This window comes from Pectobacterium carotovorum (genome assembly GCF_033898505.1).
In the GTDB taxonomy this organism is placed as follows: Bacteria; Pseudomonadota; Gammaproteobacteria; order Enterobacterales; family Enterobacteriaceae; genus Pectobacterium; species Pectobacterium carotovorum_J.
The window spans coordinates 1,017,882-1,035,940 of record NZ_JAXAFK010000001.1 but is presented as its reverse complement, the minus strand read 5'-3'; the positions used below and the strand labels follow the sequence as shown (position 1 = coordinate 1,035,940).

21 protein-coding genes are annotated in these 18,059 nt (G+C 53.5%); 2 read left to right on the top strand and 19 right to left on the bottom strand.

From position 1 onward, the window contains the following. Positions 1-123 precede the first annotated feature (123 nt). The 18 genes from R9X49_RS04545 to dinG all read right to left on the bottom strand — a co-directional run bounded on the left by R9X49_RS04545 (position 124) and on the right by dinG (position 15,394). Positions 124-267, bottom strand: a complete 144-nt coding sequence (locus tag R9X49_RS04545) for a GpE family phage tail protein (protein WP_086002476.1) — start codon at positions 265-267, stop codon at positions 124-126. Next, positions 212-532 (bottom strand): phage tail assembly protein, encoded by a 321-nt coding sequence (locus R9X49_RS04540; protein WP_015839833.1) that lies wholly within the window; start codon positions 530-532, stop codon positions 212-214. The genes R9X49_RS04545 and R9X49_RS04540 overlap by 56 nt, the downstream gene beginning before the upstream one ends. Before the next feature lie 139 nt (positions 533-671). Next, positions 672-968 carry a 2Fe-2S iron-sulfur cluster-binding protein gene (locus tag R9X49_RS04535; protein WP_052234710.1) on the bottom strand — a complete coding sequence of 99 codons (297 nt, stop codon included), beginning with the start codon at positions 966-968 and terminating at the stop codon, positions 672-674. A gap of 56 nt (positions 969-1,024) precedes the next feature. Continuing rightward, positions 1,025-1,549 carry a phage major tail tube protein gene (locus R9X49_RS04530; protein WP_048260796.1) on the bottom strand — a complete coding sequence of 175 codons (525 nt, stop codon included), beginning with the start codon at positions 1,547-1,549 and terminating at the stop codon, positions 1,025-1,027. After that, the gene (locus R9X49_RS04525) at positions 1,549-2,976 is read right to left on the bottom strand and encodes a phage tail sheath subtilisin-like domain-containing protein (protein WP_319847365.1); all 1,428 of its coding nucleotides are present in this window, start codon (positions 2,974-2,976) and stop codon (positions 1,549-1,551) included. The genes R9X49_RS04530 and R9X49_RS04525 overlap by 1 nt, the downstream gene beginning before the upstream one ends. After that, positions 2,966-3,163 carry a hypothetical protein gene (locus R9X49_RS04520; protein WP_107167957.1) on the bottom strand — a complete coding sequence of 66 codons (198 nt, stop codon included), beginning with the start codon at positions 3,161-3,163 and terminating at the stop codon, positions 2,966-2,968. The genes R9X49_RS04525 and R9X49_RS04520 overlap by 11 nt, the downstream gene beginning before the upstream one ends. Beyond that, the gene (locus R9X49_RS04515) at positions 3,160-3,627 is read right to left on the bottom strand and encodes a Gp37 family protein (protein ID WP_319847364.1); all 468 of its coding nucleotides are present in this window, start codon (positions 3,625-3,627) and stop codon (positions 3,160-3,162) included. The genes R9X49_RS04520 and R9X49_RS04515 overlap by 4 nt, the downstream gene beginning before the upstream one ends. 263 nt (positions 3,628-3,890) lie before the next feature. Beyond that, positions 3,891-4,202 (bottom strand): hypothetical protein, encoded by a 312-nt coding sequence (locus tag R9X49_RS04510; protein ID WP_225087733.1) that lies wholly within the window; start codon positions 4,200-4,202, stop codon positions 3,891-3,893. Then, positions 4,195-4,524 (bottom strand): hypothetical protein, encoded by a 330-nt coding sequence (locus R9X49_RS04505; protein WP_015839828.1) that lies wholly within the window; start codon positions 4,522-4,524, stop codon positions 4,195-4,197. The genes R9X49_RS04510 and R9X49_RS04505 overlap by 8 nt, the downstream gene beginning before the upstream one ends. Continuing rightward, complete coding sequence (locus R9X49_RS04500; RefSeq protein ID WP_319847363.1) at positions 4,514-5,188, bottom strand: hypothetical protein; 675 nt, start codon at positions 5,186-5,188, stop codon at positions 4,514-4,516. Before R9X49_RS04500 ends, R9X49_RS04505 begins: the two co-directional genes overlap by 11 nt. Continuing rightward, entirely contained in the window at positions 5,178-5,789 is a 612-nt protein-coding gene (locus R9X49_RS04495) for a transglycosylase SLT domain-containing protein (protein WP_319847362.1), read from the bottom strand. The genes R9X49_RS04500 and R9X49_RS04495 overlap by 11 nt, the downstream gene beginning before the upstream one ends. A gap of 1 nt (position 5,790) precedes the next feature. Then, positions 5,791-6,120: a putative holin gene (locus R9X49_RS04490; RefSeq protein ID WP_319847361.1), complete on the bottom strand. Its 330-nt coding sequence runs from the start codon at positions 6,118-6,120 to the stop codon at positions 5,791-5,793. A gap of 239 nt (positions 6,121-6,359) precedes the next feature. Beyond that, entirely contained in the window at positions 6,360-7,700 is a 1,341-nt protein-coding gene (locus R9X49_RS04485; protein WP_319847360.1) for a TolC family outer membrane protein, read from the bottom strand. Positions 7,701-7,702: 2 nt separating this feature from the next. After that, positions 7,703-9,031 (bottom strand): HlyD family type I secretion periplasmic adaptor subunit, encoded by a 1,329-nt coding sequence (locus R9X49_RS04480; protein ID WP_319847359.1) that lies wholly within the window; start codon positions 9,029-9,031, stop codon positions 7,703-7,705. Between the two features lie 27 nt (positions 9,032-9,058). Continuing rightward, positions 9,059-10,786, bottom strand: a complete 1,728-nt coding sequence (locus tag R9X49_RS04475) for a type I secretion system permease/ATPase (RefSeq protein ID WP_319847358.1) — start codon at positions 10,784-10,786, stop codon at positions 9,059-9,061. A 17-nt stretch (positions 10,787-10,803) separates the two neighbouring features. After that, entirely contained in the window at positions 10,804-11,115 is a 312-nt protein-coding gene (locus R9X49_RS04470) for a protease inhibitor Inh/omp19 family protein (RefSeq protein ID WP_319848580.1), read from the bottom strand. 104 nt (positions 11,116-11,219) lie between these two features. After that, positions 11,220-12,650 (bottom strand): serralysin family metalloprotease, encoded by a 1,431-nt coding sequence (locus R9X49_RS04465; RefSeq protein WP_319847357.1) that lies wholly within the window; start codon positions 12,648-12,650, stop codon positions 11,220-11,222. A gap of 644 nt (positions 12,651-13,294) precedes the next feature. Next, positions 13,295-15,394, bottom strand: coding sequence for an ATP-dependent DNA helicase DinG (gene dinG, locus R9X49_RS04460; protein ID WP_319847356.1), 2,100 nt, complete (start codon positions 15,392-15,394; stop codon positions 13,295-13,297). Positions 15,395-15,610: 216 nt separating this feature from the next. On the opposite strand from dinG, the gene R9X49_RS04455 reads away from it, so the two are divergent. Then, positions 15,611-16,456, top strand: a complete 846-nt coding sequence (locus R9X49_RS04455; RefSeq protein WP_319847355.1) for an AraC family transcriptional regulator — start codon at positions 15,611-15,613, stop codon at positions 16,454-16,456. Between the two features lie 52 nt (positions 16,457-16,508). Continuing rightward, the gene (locus R9X49_RS04450) at positions 16,509-17,171 is read left to right on the top strand and encodes a LysE family translocator (RefSeq protein WP_319847354.1); all 663 of its coding nucleotides are present in this window, start codon (positions 16,509-16,511) and stop codon (positions 17,169-17,171) included. 273 nt (positions 17,172-17,444) lie between these two features. Here the strand turns inward: R9X49_RS04450 and idi are convergent, their stop codons facing one another. Next, complete coding sequence (gene idi, locus R9X49_RS04440; RefSeq protein ID WP_319847353.1) at positions 17,445-17,984, bottom strand: isopentenyl-diphosphate Delta-isomerase; 540 nt, start codon at positions 17,982-17,984, stop codon at positions 17,445-17,447. Positions 17,985-18,059: the final 75 nt, after the last annotated feature.

Genomic DNA, 18,059 nt, shown 5'->3' with positions numbered 1-18,059 from the left:
TAAAACGAGGAAAAGGACGAGCGATAAGCGGGGGAAGAAGACAGGTGGTGAGGGAGGAAAACGGCCAGCGTCCTGTCGCTGGCCGGGTTGGGTGGATGGTGGCCTAATTAATCCTGTCAGTAATCAGTCTTCCTCACCGTTCTCACGTTTTATCTGTTCGCTGGCTTCATCCAGCCAGTGTTCAAAGTCGTCCAGTTCAAGCGCATCAATCTCACTCGGCTGAAAGCGAAACCACCTCGCCAGCAGGGCTTGCGCTTTCCACAGCAGCGCCGGCTGCGTTATCCAACCCAAGTAGTTGCTGAAATCGTTTTTGCAGCGCCATGTAGTCCTGCGCGTCCATCTCATCGATGTCTTCCGGCACCAGACCGGTCATGCGTGACAGCAGCGCGTCGTCCCAGTTGCTTGGGTCATCGCTGATTTTTTTCACTGCTTTGATGTCTTTGACTTTCAGACGCTTGAGCGAAATGGACTCCACGCGTTGACCAGCAGAGGTGGTATAAGGGAATTGCAGAGAATAGGTTTCAGTGTGCATAACGGCTCCTTAGTAAATGTCGGGAGCAGTATCGCGTATGGTGCGGAATAACGATTTTAAAGTGAATTAGAAAACGAAAATGGCGGGCATAAGAAAGGGGCCGAAGCCCCTTTCATTACGATAACGCGAACATTGATAATTAATGATGCAGCTCATCTTCTGCATAGAAGCGAACAACACAATTGCTTAGCGGGTAAGAGGTATCAGTCAGAAAGAAGCCGGCCGCTTTCTGGTTGTCATCTAAATAGGAACCATCGCTTTGATCGACTTGACCAGAAATCAAACGTGCTACCGATGAAGGATCCGCGCCAGCACGGCTGGAATACGGTAAATCAAAACCCGCTTCTTCCGCAGCATCCAAAATGTAGACATCTTCGCGGCATTGAAAATGAATATTATTTTCCAAGTCGATAATATCAAATACTTTTGCTGACATAGTCACCTCATTGATTGATAGAAACGCCCGCCCCACTGGCGGGCCTGGAAGATAAATTAACCGCCGATATTGGCGCGGTAGCTGTTCAGTTGATCCACGCCGCCCACCATGAAGATGTTGGACATATAATCCAGTTCCAGCAGATCTTCACCGTTCATCACCTGCTTGATGTAGGTGCAGTTGAACGCGCTGCTAAAATCTGGGTTTTCGTGCTGTTTGAACGTGCCCAGCGGATTCTTTTTGAACATGATGGTCATGTGCGTAACCAGCGGCACTTCTTCGATACGGCCTTGTGAGCCGTAGCGTTCCACGCTGGAGCGACACTGTAGCGCCAGCGACTGGTAAGGGTTCGCCGCCGCCAGCATCGCTTCGCGGTAGAATGAGTTCCATTTGATCTCACCTTCCAGCTTGTCGAAGCCCGCAGGCAGTTCGATCTTGCCGACCATGCCCAGCGCCTTGTGCTCCTGCATAATCATGGAGACATCCGGCAGTTTGATTTCCTGCGCACGCCCCAGCAGGTTGGTGCCGTTGATGTAGATGTTGGCGTTAGTAATACGGTTTACTTCAATTTTCCCGGCCATCAGTTAGTGCCCTCCAGCGTTACCAGGTATTCCGAGGTGATCTCCGTCTCAAAGGTCAGTCGCTCAAGCGGCGGCGGCGGAGTGAATTTGTAGTTAAGCAACAGGTGCCCTGCCGCCAGTTCGGTTTGTTCGTTACGCGCGGCATCGAACCAGCACTTGAAGCCCAGCAGTGCGCCATCACCGATCAGCTTGCGACCGTAGGCGTTGACGGATTCCACCAGCGCATCGATCAGCGCCTGATTGATCGGCATGTCGATGTACTGCTGGCTGAAATAGCGGATGGATTCGTTGATCACATCACCAGTACGACGCACGTTTTCGAAGTTCTTCATGTGCGTCACGGTTGGCCAGGCTGCGGTGCGGTTGCCCCACAGACGCAGACCGGAGCCGTAGCTGTTGAAAATGGTGCTGATGCCCTGCTCGTTCAGCAGGTTCACTTCGCTCTGCGGATCGTCAATCATTGCGGACAGTTGGCGCTCTACGCCGGTGATCCCTTTGATTTCCTGATTGGATGATGACCACCAGAAACCTTTTTCCAAATCGACTTTGGCACGCAAACCCGCAGCCCGCGCCGACAGCGGCTCCAGACGTTCGCTGTTGGTTTCCGCGTCGTACACTTTGACGTGCGGATAGCACAGGCGAGCGCGTTCAGAGCTGGTGTTGAAGTTGATCGTGCCTTCCGGGCCACGGCCGCTCAGCGCCTGCGCAAAAGTGGTACCGATTGGCGCATCGATGTAGGCAATCGCGCCCAGTTTGTCCGCCAGTGCGATCAGCTCGGTCGTTACGCTATTTTGCGTACAGAACACCGGCGAAATCAGAATCTTGGCAAAGAAGCCGTACAGGTTGTAGGTATCGTTCAACAGCTTCATACCGGTACGTTTGCCCGCGGCGTTGATGCTGCCGATGATGTCGGCGGCAGTCACTTTCGTGACATCAGCAAAGTCATAAGACGCGCTAACCACAGCGGCGGCATCGATATTTTTGCCCAGGTTTTTCAGGACGCCAGTTTGTGCATCCAGCGTATAGTCCTGACCTTCGACAAACGGCTGACTGCCTTCTGCCGCCGTCAGGACCAGCTTGGCAACCACGCGGTTCGCCAACTGTGCCGTATCGGTCGCTTTGTCAAAGGTGACTTTTTCTGCGCTCACAGACGATTTGTGTTTCGCCGGATCCAGCACGTTGATAACCAGAACCGTACCCGCACCATGATCGTAAATGGCATCCAGCGCCTGCGGGATGGTATAGCCGCCGAACTGGCTACCAAACTGTGCCGCGTCTTTTTCAGACAGGCACAGCGTGACGTCATTTACCGCACCCTGCGGCGCCGTACCAATCAGCCCAATCACCGCAGATTTGACGGTTTTTACCGGACGAGCACCGGTTTCAACTTCAATGGTTTCTACACCGTGTAAATAATTAGCGGCCAAGGGTCACCTCCGTTGCGCTATCAGCCAGAACCTGACCCGCGACAGGCAGCAAATAGCCCAGCGCGATCAGCGTTTTTACATACTCATGATCTGCCGGCAGTTCAGTCACCTGAGCGGGCCAAAGCAGGATTTCCTGACCATCTGCCAGCGTGACGCCGCTGGCGGGGCCGGTGTAGCGGTATTTCATGCGTCTTTCTCCTCATAATTAACCGTGGTAAGCAGTGGACCATCCGTCTGCTCGCGGTCTTCGATAAAAAGGGTTTCTGTGGTGCAATCGATGGCGTAATGCCAGCGTCCTTCGGTGTAATCCACGTAGCGGTCGCGTACTAATCGAATAGCGCGATGGCAGTCAGGCAGCCGATATCCTCCCAGTGCCTGACGGACGATATCGAGCGTGGCCAGCACGCCGTCTTCGCCATCCAGCTCCGGCAGCAGCACGGCCACCATCAGCTGTGGCCGCTGCGTCTGAACCGGAGAATCCGCATCTTCCGGTGCGGAAAACTCGGAGCCGCGATACCCCACCAGCACATCGCCGGGCGTCGGGAGATCTGGCCTGTTCAGAATGTTTTCTGGGCAGGACACAATCCGCCGTGCAGGTAAGTGCTGCTGGAGGCGAGCTATCACCGCATCGATCATTGGTCTGGTATTCATATCCGTTTCACCCGCTGTGTTGATGGCGCTCTGTTTTGGCGACGCATCGTGTTGATGGCGCTAGTATCCGGGTAACGGTTGCCTGCGGCTTTTAATCTGTTTTAGAAAAAACAGCGAAGTGGTTTATTTGAAAAACAACAATTAACCATATGAAAAATAAAAGTTATTTCGATAAAAAAAACGCCAACACAACCGTGCTGGCGCAGAGAAATATGGCAACGCTGACAACGCGAAAAGACAGAAGAGCAAGCAATGCAATGGGATTACCGATCCCAGTATTTTTCCGGCCGGGCGATGCCAACCATACAATCAACCGCATATTCCACGACATCCACGCCAAGACGGGTGAGATTTGCCAGCCAGACGCCGCTCACCTCCTTGGTTAATACCGCCATCTTGCGATCGGCCAGGTAATCCAGCGCATGACGCAGCTCCAGCGCTGAGGCATCGGCATACAGCCGCTGCATCAGCGCCAGCAGGAACATTTCATTCGCGGTATAAGGGCGTGTCTTATTTAATGCGATAAGCAAATGCCAACGCATCGATTCCTGCCGAATACGCTGCGTGTCAGCCATGATTGCCTCCCACATGCCGCTGCTGCACTAACTCCAGTTTGTTATAAAGCGCATCCAGCTTGGCTTCGATGACCGTCTGGCCGCGGATGTAATCCTCACGCCGCACGTAAGTCAGAGGTAAATCAGCACGGAACTCCAGAAACTCGCGCTCCAGCCGCGTCCACCCTTGTTCGCTCTTCTGCCGCGCGTTTTCCAGCGCGGCAAAACGCTCGTTTAACCGCTTTTCAATCTGCGTGAGCAGAATCCTCCCAGCGGCAAACAGGAAGCTCATAAATGACAACAGCAGGCCGACCAGCGACCAAAACTCCACTTCAATCTTCACGTGTTACCTCCCCTGCCTGTTGTAACGCTTCGATGTAATCCAGCAGCGCGTTAACCTGCGCGCTTAGTGCCTGATAGCGTTCTCCGTTGTCGCTGATGTTGGCGAGAATGTCGCGCTGGGAGACGCCTGAAGGTTGTAATTCGGCGTCAGCGGCTGCGCCGGAACCGGACGCTGCGCCAGTGCGGCGGGCAGCGGCGGTAATGTCTGTGGCACCGTCGGCGGACAGACCGAAAGCGGCGTTGTAATGCTGCACGAAGCCACGAGTAAACACGCACTGCACAGGCTGAACTTTGCCTTTTTCGTCAATGTATTGCTGAGTAACATGATCAATCTTCCGTTGCAGAACGGCGTTATCCGCCGCCAGTTTTTGACGCGCTGCCAGATAGCGCTGTTCGAGTTGATTCCCACGTTCTACCTGTTGCTGGTATTGTTCCGCCGCCGCGCGTAATAGCTGGTTCTGGGTTTCAGCCTGCTGCTGCTGTAGCAAATTAAACGCCGCCTGCTGTTTCGCCAGCGCGGCATCCCCCAATGCCTGCGCCAGTTGGTAACCCTGATTACGGCCGGTCAGGTAGACCGCGAGTAGCAGCACAACGGCAATCAGGACGGTGACCACGCGTGGCGAAAAAAGGGATTTCAGGCTAGTAAGAAACAGGCTATTCCACACAGCTCGCCCTCCCCCAGCTCAGATACCGTGGCGCCAGCTGATGCAAAATGCGGTCAGGATAATGGCGGTTCTCTCGCCAGTTGGCCGCGCTGCGCCCTGCATTGACGGTTTCCACATGGCCGAACCAGCGGAGGATGTCTTTCTCGGCGATCTTCGTGCGCTGTTTATCACGCTGTAACCAGCCAAGCCCGCCGTTGTAGGACGACAAGGTCATTGCCATGCGTTCACAGTCATTGCTGGCGCTAATTCGCGTCCACAGCCAGCGGTCATAGCCCGTCAGCGCGCGGATAGCCCAGGAGGGATTAAACGGTTGATTTGCAAGAAGTTCAGGAACGATACCGCTAAACCAGTCAGCGGTGGCCGGCATAAACTGCGCCAGCCCCTGTGCGCCGACGGGTGAAACGGCCCGTGGATTCCAGCCGCTTTCCTGATGCAGTTGCGCCGCAAAGTCAGCGATTGGGGCATTCATGCCCCAATCCAGCCGTGCGCTGCGGATCACGTCACTGCGGTACGCCTGCGCGGCACGAGGGATCGTGTCGGCGTAGACCGTCGCGCTAAAAAGCATCGGGCTAACAAGCAGCATGATGAGAAGGTGTCGCATATCACAACCCCATCGCTACGCCGATGCAAACGGCTGACACAATCAGCGCACGCCGCAGCATCGCAGCGGCAAACACGGTGTGGTGGCCGTCCCGAACCGGGAAACGTCCGCGCGGCGCAGATTCATCCCCTTGTTCGAGGAACAAACCGGGGCGCGCTTTAGGAAACAGCGAGCGATCCAGCCAATAACCTAATACTGCGGCGAGTGAAATAAGCGAGAGCTTATAGATGGTGACGGGAAGCTGCTGCGGTGAAATCAGCCCGATAACAGCAAAGAGGAAAGCGGATGTTACAATCCAGCCGGTAAGACGCGGTTTTTTGATTTTTTTCACAATAAAGCCTCCTGATAAGAACGGAGGCCATTATGCAAAATGAGGATGCGTTATGATTTTAAAGGAGTTTAAGTATTCCTGAGGCGCAATACCTTACAAAATTGAACCATTTATCGTCGTCATGCACTCGTCATACTTCACATGGCATGTGCGTAGACGTTGCTGCTGACAAAAAACTATCCGATTATCCGCAGATGATTTTGTCATCTGCTTTAGTTTTTGATGGTCTCGCTCTTACCTCATGGATTCGTTGCTGGCTGAAACCAGGCCGCCAGTTCCAGAATATCTTTCTCGTTCAGGGTACCTGCGGTATAGCGCAGTAAGAGCCACGCCTGAAGCCAGCTGTATTTCGCTTCCGCCAGCTCTCGTCGGGCGTTATACCAATCCTGTTCGGCCAGCAGAATATCCAGATTGATACGTTCACCGCCCGCGACGCTTAATCGCGTAGCGTTGACCGCTTCTTGTGCCGACGAAGCCGTCATTTGCCAGGCCTTAATTTTCGCCGACCCGTTGTTGTACAGGTTGTAGTACTTTTTCAATTCCGCCAGCGTTTGCTTGGTTTGATCGTCCAGTTCCGCCTGACTTTGCTGATATTCCGCTGCGGCTTGCCGCATCGATGCCGAGACAGAACCCCCAGAATAAAGAGGAACGTTCAGCTGCAAACCGACACTCTGCGTGTCGTATTTCTGATTGTAGTTGTATTCACTTTCCGAACGGCTATTGCGCGACGATGCCACCAGCGACAGCGTGGGTAAATGCCCGGCGCGACTGCGTTCAATTTCATAACGACTGACCGCCAGCCCTTCGCGCTGCGTCGCCAGTTTGGCATTGTGCTGCACGGCAAGATCGCGCCACTGCGCCAGCGTCTGCCTGCCTGATTCCGCAGACGGCAGTTGAGTGAGCGTCAAAGGATACAGCGCCGTGATATCCAGCGCCGTGCCCGTCATATTTTCCAGATCGGTCATCGCGGCATCCAGATTATCCTGCTGCTCAATCCGCTGTGCCTCAATTAGCGTAAAACGCGCTTCCGTTTCCCGCACGTCCGTTAACGTCCCTTCGCCCGCCAGCAAGAGGCGTTTATTTAACGCCAACTGTTCCTGATACGCCCGCTGTTGCGCATCCAGCAATTGCAGCTTTTCCTGCGCCAGTAGCGCGCTACTCCAGGCTTTATATAACCGCACCATCAGATCCTGACTGCGATCGCGAAAACGCTGATCGGCCATCAATGTACGGGCAACGCCCTGCTGATAACGCGCCCAGGCTGCGTAATCCAGCAGTGGCTGGCGCAGCGACAGCGTGGATGTATAGCTGTCATAATCGCGTTTTAGCGTGTTACCCGTGAAGCTATCCGTTTGAGTGACTTTGGAATGGCTGCGGTTAGCGCTATAGCCATACTGGAGATTGGGGAGCAGATTGGCGCGCCCGATATTTTCCTCTTCCTGACCCGCCGCTCGCTCAAACCCCGCCGCACGAAACTGAGCGTCGTTACGCAGCGCCAATTCCCAGGCATCAAGCAGCCCTAATGCGTTGGCGCCCGAAGAAAGCAGTCCAAACAGCACGATTATCGCGATCCTTTGCATAATTACTCTTCCGTTAATGCCAGATGCAGGCGATCCATTAAAGGCTTAAATAGATAATTGACGAATGACCGCTCTCCAGTACGCACAAACCCTTGTACCGGCATACCGGGTTTGATTTCCAGCCCCTCCAGCGCGCGTTTTCCTGCATCATCCACCATCACGCGCAGGCTGTAATAAGGGGAACCGTCTCGCTCATCCAGCAGTCGGTCAGCGGACAGCAGCTCGACCGTTCCCGCTACGCGCGGCGTCGTACTTTGGTTAAACGCGACGAACTGTAGCTCGACAGGTAGCCCCGGCCAGATCTTATCCACCAGCTCCACAGGGAGACGTGCATCCACCAATAGCGGCTGATCGTCCGGCACAATCTCCAGCAGCGTCTGTCCCGGCGCAATCACACCGCCTTCCGTAAACACTTTCAACCCGACCACCGTGCCGGAAACGGGCGCTCGCATCTGAATATTCGCCAGATTGAAATCGGCTTTTTCCTTCTTGCTGCCCACATCGCTCAGCAGCGCCCGCACTTCCGCCAGCTCGCTGTTCACTTCTTTGTCGTATTCCTGCTGGCGCTGTGCAATCAGCAGCGTTTGTTGCTCAATATCACGGCGGGTACGATTAATATCCCCCGCCAGTTGGGCAATATCGCCGTTAAGCTGCGCCAGCAAACGTTCGTTCTCCAGCATTTTGTTACGCGGGACATAGTTTTCCGCCGCCAGTGAACGCAGCCCTTGCAGCTGTTGTTCCAGCGTCTCTCGCTGCTTCTGTTTGCTGGTCATCACCTGACGTTGAGCGCTGAGTGACGCCTCCATGCCTGCAATACTGGAACGCATCCCTTCTGCTTCAAGCCTGAGCGACTGCTGACGGCTGCGCAGTAAATCACGCTGCAATGCCGTAATCATGTTCATCTCCGGCTTCTCGGCTAGCGGCTGCAAACGAGGTGTCATCACCATGTCACTCAGGCGCTGCTGCTCGGCAAGCAGCCGACCTTCCCGTGCCACCAGCTGTAAATACTGACCATCCAGCCCTTCACTCGCCGAACGCGCATCGACCTCATTCAGCGTTAACAGAATCTGGCCAGCCTCGACTCTGTCGCCGTCTTTCACCTGAATTTTATCGACAATGCCGCCCTGGTTGTGCTGCACAACCTTGCGGTTACCGGAAATCACGACGCTGCCATTCACCATTACACCCTTATCCAAGGGTGCAAACAGTGCCCACAGGAGAAAACCACCAAACCCGGCAAGCACCAGCAACCATCCCAGACGCACCGCACGTTTTTCATCACGCTGCGCCGTCTGGTTCATACTCTCTTCGCTTATTTCTGATGCGGACATGTCTTTCCCTGTTTTCGTCATTCCATGTTACCGCTGGACAGCGGCAGAAGGGGCCATTTGTGCCTGATTGGCAGCACGGCGCGGCTGCAGTTCGCTCAGAATATCGCGCGCAGGCCCAAAGCGTTGCTGCCTACCCTGATTAAGCACCAGAATCTTATGCGCCAGCGTCGTTAATGCCGGACGATGCGTAATCAGAACCACCGTCGCCCCCCGCTTCTGAAGATGCGAGATCGCCTGCGCCAGTGCCATTTCACCTTCGTTATCAAGACTGGAGTTCGGCTCATCGAGAACCAGCAGGCAGGGTTCGCCATACACCGCACGCGCCAGAGCGATGCGCTGCCGTTGCCCGCCCGACAGCCCGTTGCCGTCAGCGCCGAGAGGGGTGTCATATCCCTGCGGCTGGCTAAGAATCATTTCGTGGACGCCAGCCAGCTTCGCCGCCGCCACAATCTTTTCCGCATCATGTTCGCCAAAGCGGGAAATATTCTCCGCCAGCGTGCCCTTAAAGAGCTGCACATCCTGCGGCAGGTAGCCCATCGCCGGGCCAAATGCCGTTTTATCCACCTGGCTGAGATCGGCGCCATCCAATCGAACCTTGCCACGTGTCGGTGTTTGCGTCGCCACCAGTAGACGCGCCAGCGTGGATTTACCTGAACCCGATGCCCCCAGAATCGCCAGCGTTTCGCCCGCCTGAAGCGAGAAATGGATATCCTGCAATCTTGATGCCCCTTGCGGCGTCTGCAACAGAACATTCTCGACGCTGAGTTGGCCAACGGGCGCAGGCAACGCCATCGGCGTCGCTTTCGGCGGATATGCCGCCATGATACGACTCAGTCGATGCCAGGCCTGACGGGCGCTGCTTAACGGTTTCCAAATACCAATAAACTGATCGATAGGACTCAGCACACGCCCGACAAGAATTGACCCGGCAATCATCATGCCCGGCGTAATCTCGCCCTTAATCGCGAGCAAGGCCCCCACGCCGAGCATCAGCGATTGCAGAAAAACACGCGCATGTTTGGATGCCGCGCCGACAACCGCAGCCCGTTCACTTGCCAGATTTTGCAGCGTAATAAAGCGGTAGTGTTGCCCCAGCCAGCGGCGGCGCAAATTAGGCAGCATCCCCATCGATTCAATGACTTCCGCATTACGCAGTTGCGTATCCGCAAGATGCGTCGCCTGTAGCGCTTCATGGTTAGCCTCTTCCAAAGGCGACGTGGTGAGATACTGATTCAGCCACGCCAGCAGCACCAGCACCACGGTCCCTCCCAGCGCCAGCAGGCCGAGAACCGGGTGGATCAGGAACAGCACCAATAAAAAGAAGGGAAACCAGGGAATATCGAAGAAGGCAAACAGTGAGTTGCCCGTAATGAACTGCCGCAGTAACGTGAGATCGTTCAGCGCCTGACCCGCTTTGGCCTCACCGGCTTCCAGATTACGCTCAAACGCGGCGTTGAACACCTGTTGATTCAGTTGTAGATCGATCCGGGTCCCGAGCCTGACGACCACCAGGCTACGCACCCATTCGAGTGCCGCCATGAATACTCCCAGCCCGGCAATCAGCAGGGTAAGCATCAGCAGCGTGGTGCCATTCCCGGACGCCAGTACGCGATCGTAAACCTGAAGCATATAGATAGAAGGCGACAGCATCAGTAGATTAACGATGGCGCTGAAAATCCCAATGCTCCAAAAGCTGCGCCGGAAAGGACGCAGTATACTCAACAACGAACGTTCCTTATTTGCTAGTTGACTCACTGCGTTTGCCTCTCCTGTCAGGGCTGTTTATGCAACGTCCGTGTACCGCCATCAGGCAATGTCAGCGTATAGCCCTCTTTTTCCTTGCTAAAGAACGCCACGGACTGGCCCTGTTCTTTCGTCAGCGTGATACCGTCCGGCGTCGGCCGCCACCCGGCAGGCACGTCCGACAGCAGCGCTTTTAAACACACTGCATCACCCTCAAGACGCCAGGTGTTATCCACTAACGGCGTATTGTGCAGCACAACCTCACACTGCTGTTCCCCGCCACGCAATTGCCATACGCCGCTTAGTTCACTTGCTGAAGGCAATTTCAGACTACTTGCCATACATCCTCCGCTTATTGCACTTAACAGCGCCGCGATGATTAATTTTTTCATAGTGGCCCCTAGTCGATAACAGAAAAGGACGGGGAAACCCCGTCCTTGCTACATCACACGATAAAATCGGTTGCCGCAGAAGGCTGACCAACAATATGTACAACAAAGTCTGGTGTGGTCTGACCCGCAAAATTCAGCCACAGATTCGTGGTATTGCTACCCGCATCCCAGTCAAGCAGGGCTTCATTGCCACGTCCAGTGAACGCATCAACAAACTGCAAATCTTTATTTTGATTCAACGCTGACAGGTCGATTTTGTCGATGCCGCGTTGGAAGTCCGTGATGGTGTCATAACCGTTTTTATAGGAGGAGTCGCTCGCGCTGGCGTAAACAAAAATATCTTTGCCCGCACCGCCCGTCAGCGTATCTGCACCGCCGCCGCCGTAAATGACGTCATTACCCGCACCGCCGTTCAGGACATTATTCGCATCATTGCCGATAATAATATCGTTGCCGGAGCCGCCAATGGCGTTTTCGATCGTGACGCCGTGGGCGATAGAGACGTTACCTTTCAGGCCGCCAACATCAGAGAATCCGCCTTCATTCAGGTTGATACGCTGATCGTTTCTGTAGCCAGAGAAATCAAACGTATCCGTGCCACCCGCATCCCAAACAGAGAAGATCAGCTTGTCACTGCTGCTATTCGCTGAATAGAAATCACGGCCGGTGTTAGAGTTGAAACCGTATACCGTGTCACCGGTACGCGTGTTCATGTTTGCACCGTACAGATATTGGATTGCCGTGATGTCATCAATCAGCGGACCTGCGGCATAGTGCCCCTGGAAATCCCCTCCGGTGTTCTGCTCACTCCAGTAGCTCATCAGGCTGAACTGGCGCGTATCTTCCGCATAGGTCACATCGCGGTAGGTCGGGTTGCCTTCGCCAGCATTGTAAGAACCTGGGTGGTTCAGGCCCAGCGCATGACCGATTTCATGCGTCAGCGTCTGCTTGCCGTATTCCGTCGCCGGGTTACGCACCGTGTCGGAGTTGTAGTTAAACCAGGCGCTGCCCGCTGCCGAATGGTTACCCGGCATATAAGCGTAAGCCTGAGTATCGTAGTCCATACGACCGCTTGAATCACGGGTGTAGTTACCAAACGTGATGGTGGCCTTTTGGGTAGGGCTAACCTGAGTAAACGTGATATTGGCGACATCTGACCACGATTGCAGAGACAGTTTAGCTTGCTGCTCCTGAGCGGCGCTGAATTTCACAAAGCCTTGATCGCCAGAAGGGATAGACCGCACGTTCTGTAAGAACGAATAGGTCAGATTAGCGGATTTACCGAATACGTTCGTGCCATTCCAGGTCAGACCGTCGCGAACAATTTCCTTGGCTGCCAGATCGCTTGTGAACGAGGGTTTGCCATTAAGCTGTCCATCGCCACGGGAGTGGTAATTATACAGATCGTACACATCACTATATCCCGTACCCGCTGCATGCAATGCCGATTCCGCGGTATCCTTATCTTCATCTCGTAAAGCCATCTTTTCTTCTCCATAAGTCTGATCGGGATGATCAGAATCCTAAATCCCTTCATGCAATCGAGGTATTGCATGTACCGCGCGTGGTTGCGGGCTAATCGTCTCCTGGGTAGATAAAGCTCACTATACCCGTCATACTTCAAGTTGCATGTGCGTTGGCCGCGTTCAGTCACCCGAATCACTTACCAGTGTAAGCTCATCGGGATTCCCTCGCTTGCCGCCTTCCTGAAACTCGAATTATTTAGGGTATAAAAATATTTATATAAAAAACTCATATAAATAAAAATTATCTCTATAAGGAAATAATTAAGAAATAACGCCAATTATTTTCGTTATTATCAAATGATAAATAATAAAGTCACGGTGACTAATTTTTATTATTGGTATTGATATGGACAGCAAGAGAAACGGATGCCAGACCGCATTCGTTTTTGAAAAGGAAGGAAATTTTATTCGCTGCGTTAATTTTCATCATGGTACCTGTCCCTGGTTGATAAAAACCGCACTGCATAATGACATAAATTGTCACACACATTAACGGCATCCTTGCTGTTCCGAGACAAATCTAACAAATAAGAATAAAAAAATATAGCGCTAAATAGGGATTAATTACCCCTTTATTCTGCAAACGAATATATAGGAATTTGCTATGGCATATCCCGCTGTTCAATCGGGAAAACGGGCAGCGCCGCCAGCAGTTGTGCGCCATAGCCTTTGGTCAACAGGCGACGATCGTAAATGACGATCTCACCAAAGCAGTCATGGCTGCGAATAAGGCGTCCAACCTGCTGGATGAGGTTAAACGAGGCGCTGGGCAGGCTTTGTACGATAAACGGATGCCGTTTGAGACTTTTTAACCACTCGCCTTCCGTCAGAATCACCGGACTGTCGATAGGCGGAAACGCGATTTTATGGATATGCACCTGAGACAGGAGATCCCCTTTCAGATCCAACCCTTCCGCAAAGGACTGTAAGCCAATTAACACGCTAGTCTGGCCTTCCTTTACCCGCTGGCGATGTAGCTCGACCAACCTGTAACGCGGCTTATCTCCCTGAACCAGCAGCATCAGGCGTAAATCGGTAACCTGCGTCAGAAACAGCTGCATGGCACGCTGGCTGGCAAACAGCATCAGTATACCTTTATGCTTATCCTGCTTTAGCTCCGCCCGGAAAAACTGCGCCATTTCAGCAACATGCTGCGCTTCCGATTCCATCAGCGGTTCATAGCGCATTTTGGGAATCACCAAACGCCCCTGCTCACGGTGGTTGAACGGCGAATCCAGCGCGATGAACGTGTCCCCTTCCTGCTCACCCAGGCCGGAAAGCTCCTGTAGGCGCGCGAAACTGTTCAGCGAGCGCAGCGTTGCCGAGGTCACCACGACGTGCGACACCTTACTCCACAATAGCCTTTCAAGCTGGTCGCAGACGCGGATCCCCGCGCAGTGCAGATGAAGATGCGGCTGGTTATCACGCATTTCCCGCGTAATCCATTTAGAAACCGGCGCATTAGAGGATTTCTCCATTGCCGCCAGCCGCCACAGTTTACTCATAGACTCAAGGTAGCCCTGCTGGCGACTCATTTTCAGCAGAGCATGATAGACCCGCACCATGTCATGCTTCCCGGTTTTTTCGCTGAGGTCGTTAAGCATATACTCCGCCAGCGCCCGCAGCGTGTCGGTCAGTTTGAACAACCGTACGCAGAGTTCACGCATTTCATCCGGCATTTTGCCCATCGCAAAGCGGTACTCGGTTTCCTGCCCGTCATGGGGAAGAAACAGACCGCACATTTGCGAGAAAGACAGCACGCACTCGCGGATCTCCTCACAGTGGCTGGTTAACCGTTCGCTGTTAGCGAGTCGCGGCGGTGATTTAGGGGTAAACTGCGCCATACATTGCCCGATGAGCTGCACCAGCTGTTCCAACTGCGCCATCATATAAGCTGGATGAATATCACCGGACATCTCCAGCGTATCGCGGGCAACGTCAGGAATGTGGTGCCCTTCATCGAGCACCAGCAGGAGATTCTTAGGGGGAGGAAGTACCGACTCGCTTTCCATCGCCGCCATTACCAGCGCATGGTTGGTCACCACAACATCGGCCTGTTCGATCTCACGCCGTGCGATGAAGAACGGGCACTCGCGGTAGTAATGGCAGTTGTGCGCGAGACAGTTCGCTTTGTCCGTACTCAGCTTCTGCCACAGGCTATCGTCAAGTGAATCCTGATAATGATCGCGCAGCCCATCCCAGGCATGGCCTTGCAGCGCTTTCTCAAGCCGCACACAGGTACGCTTTTCCTCCTTGCTGGCGGACATCAGCTCATCGTCCAGAAAGAGCGGTAAATCCCCCTGCGCGTCAGGATCGGTTGCCAGCATCGCCAGATTACGTGGGCAAATATAACGACGACGGCCAAATGCGGCGGTAAATTTCAGTTCGGGAATAAACTTCTGCAACAGCGGCAAATCTTTGCTGTAAATCTGATCCTGCAATGCCACATTCGCGGTGCTGACCACCAGCGTTTTATCCTCCGCACGCCCCACCGCAATACCCGGAATCAGGTAAGACAGCGTTTTCCCGACGCCGGTTGGCGCTTCAATAGCCAGATGGCGCGGGTAATCGCCCGCCAGTGTTTTCGCCACTTCGGCAATCATCTGTCGCTGGGGAACGCGGGAAATAAAATCCGGGATTTGCGCTTGCAGGGCCTTATACCATTGACCAATCTGCAATTTTATTGCGGGGGACAGCGTCATGCATACTCTGTATCTGTGTAATCTGACCGCCATTGTCCCACAGACGCCCGGCGACGTCAGCCGATATCACGTGCGCGATAATTCTGGTCTCGACAATCTTCTATCCAGCGATTAGGGTAAGCTATTCTTTTTATCAAACACAGCCGTTATCGCGAGCGGTGCATTATATCTTCGGCCACAACTCATCTTCAGCAACGACTCTATCTTCGGTAAATTATGTCTTCGGTCCACGCCATTAACCAATCGTACTGGTTTTCGCCACGATTACCGCATGTTGAAAGCCGCAGCACGCACCACAGCAGCCATGCCTATAAAACACACAGCCATGCGCAATTTTCGATTGGGGCGATAGAACACGGCGAAACGCTTTGCCATTACCGTAACGACATTCACCACTTACAGGTTGGCGATCTGATTTTTATCGATCCCCAACAGCCGCACAGCTGTAATCCGCTGCCCGGAAAAACGCGCAGTTATCACATGCTGTATCTGGATGCGGAATGGTGTCTCGATCAAATCGCGACTCACTGTGGTTATCAGGTAGATACCTTGCGTTGCAACTGCGTCGTCTTGCGCGATCCCGACCTGTTTATGCATTATCAGCACGTCATTGCCCTGCTGTCTCTGGGAGACATTACATCGGCAGATAACCAGCTCAAAGCGATGCTGAGCCCCGTCTGGCGACAATATTGCCTGCCCGCGCCATCCTGTTTGCCAGCATTACCGCATCAGGTGTCGCAAACCACGACGCGCCATGTGCGCGAACGTTTGCTGAATAATTTGCAAGAAGCGCCCTCGCTGGAAACGCTGGCGGAGGAGCTAAGCCTGAGACGTGAAACCATCGTGCGACAATTTCGTCACGATACCGGCATTACACCGATGGCATTCCTGAATAATGCCCGCATTGAGTATGCCAAATCGCTGCTGAAACAAGGCACGCCATTGGTTGATGCCAGCTATCAAAGCGGCTTCTGCGATCAAAGCCATTTCCACAAAACATTTGTGCAATACACCGCCGCGACGCCGGGTCAGTACGCGCGATCAATATTTGACAATAAATAGCGGAACGCCTTGTCTAGACTGGCCTCGATTACTTATTGAGGTCAGACATACCATGTTCATCAATGCCACGTTCATCAATACCCTTTTTTCCGCTGATTCTCTCTTTCCCACTCATTTTCCCGCTCTGGCGCTGGCGCATTTTGTCGCGCTACTGAGCCCTGGCCCGGATTTCTTTCTGCTGACGGCCTACGCCATTCGCTACCGGCTGCGCGGCAGCGCGGGAATTTGTCTGGGCATCGCGCTGGGTAACGGTATTTACATTCTGCTGGCAGCAATCGGCTGGGCGGGCATTCAACATTCGCCTACGCTGTTTACCCTCATCGAGTTAGCCGGGGCGGCTTATCTCCTCTGGGTGGGTTATCAGTTAGTGAAAAGTCGTTCAGTGATCTCACTACAGGTGGAACAACAGTCCGACCGCTGCCCGACGCTGCATAAACAAATTTTGCTGGGACTCGGCTCGGCGCTACTGAATCCCAAAAACATGCTGTTCTACATCAGCCTGATGACCAGCATTCTTGGGCAAAATGTGACACCCACGCAGCAATTCGTCAGCGGTAGCTGGATGTTTTCTGTCGTTCTGGTGTGGGATCTGCTGATCGCCGCGCTGATCGCTCGTCCGTTGATTCAGCAGCGTTTAACGCGTTGGCTTAACCCGATTGAACGCGGTGCTGGCGTCATTCTGATGTTTTTTGGTGCGCTGCTTTTATTTCGCTAATGTGGTGTATTTAAAAAGCGCGGAGCGTTTCGATCTTGTTTCATGGGCTGAAGGCATTATAATTCGAGGCAATTAACAAAAGGATAACCTGATGACTCTTCAAAAAATCGGTATTATCGGTCTCTTTGCCTTTCTCGCCTTAGGTGGTATGTCCGGCATGATGCTGGTGGGCTACATTATTATCGAGCATGCAGGCTGAGGCTTTCGACCCACAGCACCCGCCGACTGCACGAACGGTGCCGCACGGAAACGCGGCAATTCGCATCACTTTAATTAATTTGGTTGCTCAGACTGAAACGTCTGCCAGTACTCAGGAATACGCGCGAAGGTCAGTTGGAACCAGGCCGTAAACTGTTCGGGCGTCTCCACCATCCGCTGTGCAATGTCGTCTATTGACTGGTATTCATAGTTCGACACTTCATCGGGATTCATCCTCGGAAGATCATCCGTCACGCCAAAATACACATGCCCCAATTCATGCTCAATCAGCCCGTTATCCAGCGGTAGGCGATAGGTGAGCGTAAACATCGGCGTCAGCGCACAGCGTAATCCCATTTCTTCATACAAACGGCGATGTGCCGCCTGTAACGTCTCTTCACCGGGCGCAGGATGGCTACAACAGGTATTGCTCCATAAACCGCCGCTATGGTATTTCTCCTCCGCCCGCTGCTGCAATAACAGCTGCTGGCGAGAATTGAAAATATAGACGGTGATCGCACGATGTAATGCTCCTTTTACATGTGCTTCCTGCTTTTCCATTACGCCCGTTGGCTTGTCATTTTCATCAACCAGCACCACTTCAGTCAACGGCATACCCTTCTCCTGCAATACCTTATTCTCCAACAGTCACACTGTATTACGATCAGCACAATTCGTCCCGCCACCCGA